The organism is Piscirickettsia salmonis LF-89 = ATCC VR-1361, assembly GCF_000297215.2.
In the GTDB taxonomy this organism is placed as follows: domain Bacteria; phylum Pseudomonadota; class Gammaproteobacteria; order Piscirickettsiales; family Piscirickettsiaceae; genus Piscirickettsia; species Piscirickettsia salmonis.
In genome coordinates, this window is sequence record NZ_AMFF02000178.1 from 1 (window position 1) to 2,458 (window position 2,458).

Here is a 2,458-nt window from a genome sequence, read left to right on the forward strand (position 1 = left end):
CTAAAAATCTTTACGAGCCGTAGCGCCATTTGAGAGCAGGGTATGAAGTGGCCGATTTAAGGCACGTAATGTCCTGTGACGAGGGCAGCCGAGGGTTTATAGTCGTCGCGTTTTGCTCGGCGATTTTGCATCATTGGATGTGCAAAATACCTACCGAGGTAGCGACGCTTACGAGGCTTGAATCGTGAATCATTTATTTAATGCTGGATTGATATCTTTAGTTTAGCTTTTAATACGTCGCTCGATATAAGAATGTAAGCAGGCGATAATAATTAAGCCGATGCCAACCGTACCAGTAATTGCCTCTGGGACATGATGAAACATCTTAATAAACATGACACAGGCAAGAAAACCGATGGCATAGTGGGCGCCATGTTCCAGGTAAGGAAAAGATGATAAGGTTTTTTTCTCAACTAAAAAGATGGTGAGTGAACGGACAAACATTGCACCAATACCCAGGCCGATCATGATGATAAAAATATTGGTTGAAATTGCAAACGCACCAATGACGCCATCAAAGCTAAAGCTGGCATCTAAAAACTCAAGGTAAATAAAGCTGATCAGGCCATTACGCACTAAAGTTTGTCCACTGCTCGCCGGTTGATTAAAAAGCAGTCCCATCACACTAAGTAATTCATGTAGGATAATACCAGATAGATACGCGAAGGCGACGTGCCAATCTTTGGTATAGTAAATAAGGAGCATGCCAGCAAGAAGGGAAAGTAATAAAGATACTCCTGGCAGATTGGAAGCCGCTTTGATTGCCCGGTTTGCTTCTAGGAAAGGTACCCAGTGCACGTCTTTTTCTTTGTCAAAAAAAAATCCTAGGAATACTTTCAATAAAAACGCACCACCGAAGGCGCTAATCATTGGCATGCCTTGAAGAAGAGCCTCGTGATAAGCATGGGGGTCAGAGGTGGCCAAGTGAAAGACGTCAATAAAACTTAATTGCGTTGTCATATCGACGAGCAGAATGGGAAAGATTAAGCGCATACCGAACACAGCAATGGGCAAACCAATATAAATAAACAGCTTACGCCAAAACATCGGCATATCGGCTAAGACGCGGGCATTGATGACGGCATTATCAAAGCTTAAAGAAATTTCAAGCAAAGCTAGAACGGCAGTGATATAGACAGCGGTTAAGGGATGTTCATGGCCAACAAAAAAAGCGGCAATTAGCCCGGCGATGGTAACGAGTAGTGAGCCATAGAAATATTTTAAATTAGCCATCGGGGAGTCCTTTTGCGTTAATTAATTATAGTCAGGCTGATTTTAATATAGGGAGTGGAGTTTGGTCCATGAGTTTTCTAAGCAAAACGTATGTCTATCAAAAAACATTAGAAATCTTCAAAAAGGTGTTGACTCCAGGCATTTAATCCGTATAATTCCTCTTCGTTGTCGGGCGGGAATAGCTCAGTTGGTAGAGCACAACCTTGCCAAGGTTGGGGTCGCGAGTTCGAGTCTCGTTTCCCGCTCCAAAGATTTCGCATGCATAAACGCATGCCCGAGTGGCGGAATTGGTAGACGCAGGGGATTCAAAATCCCCCGGTTAATAGCCTTGTCGGTTCGAGTCCGACCTCGGGTACCAATTTAGTATATAGTTACGTTGAAAATGACAAGTTTACGTGGACCGGTAGTTCAGCTGGTTAGAATACCTGCCTGTCACGCAGGGGGTCGCGGGTTCGAGTCCCGTCCGGTCCGCCATGTTTTCTTGGGGTATCGCCAAGCGGTAAGGCACCGGCTTTTGATGCCGGCATCCCCTGGTTCGAATCCAGGTACCCCAGCCAAATTTTTAGCCACCTTATTAGGTGGCTTTTTTTTGTCCTTTTAAAAGTAAACTTAAAGCAAGCAGAGCCTAGTTTTAGACTTAGAATATCTTTGTCTTAGTTTTTATTATGGCTAATGATTGGGTAAATTATTTTAACTGCTTTATAGTGTATTACGTTGGGTTTTATTAATCATTAGGATGTGAAAATGCTAAAAGCCATGGATAAAATGATGGCACCTTACTTTGGCTTGTCTAGAGATATTTATATTATCGCTTTGACAGAGTTTGTCTTGGCTTTAGGCCGTTTTGTTTTTCCTTTTTTAAGCTTATTACTGACTCAAAAATTAGGTTTAACTATTGCTCAAGCAGGTGTTTGGATCGCTGTTACTGGGCTTAACTCACTGCTTGGCTCCTTGATTGGTGGTAAGTTGAGTGATCACTGTCGTCGTCGATCAATTATTATCGTAGGGCAAGCCTGCTCTGTTATGGTGATGTTTGTTGGTGGTTTTTGTACTACTGGTCTGGCAATCTTGCCGCTTATTTTTATTGCAAGTTTTACGATGGGCGTGGCGATGCCTGCGGTACGCGCTTTATTGACTGATTTATCAACGCCAGATAATCGTGATGCTGTCGCTGCGAGCCATGGAGTGCTAAGCACGGGGTGAGTAGGCCGAGGTAGGTTCGGGT

General features: G+C 43.5%; 2 protein-coding genes and 4 tRNA genes. 5 read left to right on the top strand and 1 reads right to left on the bottom strand.

Annotated features, from left to right (window positions below):
• Positions 1–222: 222 nt before the first annotated feature.
• Positions 223–1,233 (bottom strand): DUF475 domain-containing protein, encoded by a 1,011-nt coding sequence (locus C200_RS12870; RefSeq protein WP_016209553.1) that lies wholly within the window; start codon positions 1,231–1,233, stop codon positions 223–225.
• A 172-nt stretch (positions 1,234–1,405) separates the two neighbouring features.
• Between C200_RS12870 and C200_RS12875 the strand changes: the two genes are divergently transcribed.
• From C200_RS12875 to C200_RS12895, 5 genes are all read left to right on the top strand, one after another.
• Positions 1,406–1,481 (top strand) — tRNA-Gly (locus C200_RS12875).
• A 24-nt stretch (positions 1,482–1,505) separates the two neighbouring features.
• Positions 1,506–1,591, top strand: a tRNA-Leu gene (locus tag C200_RS12880).
• 39 nt (positions 1,592–1,630) lie between these two features.
• Positions 1,631–1,707: transfer RNA gene (locus C200_RS12885), tRNA-Asp, on the top strand.
• Positions 1,708–1,715: 8 nt separating this feature from the next.
• A tRNA-Gln gene (locus C200_RS12890) sits at positions 1,716–1,790 on the top strand.
• A 187-nt stretch (positions 1,791–1,977) separates the two neighbouring features.
• Positions 1,978–2,436 (top strand): MFS transporter, encoded by a 459-nt coding sequence (locus tag C200_RS12895; protein ID WP_032126712.1) that lies wholly within the window; start codon positions 1,978–1,980, stop codon positions 2,434–2,436.
• Positions 2,437–2,458 lie beyond the last annotated feature (22 nt).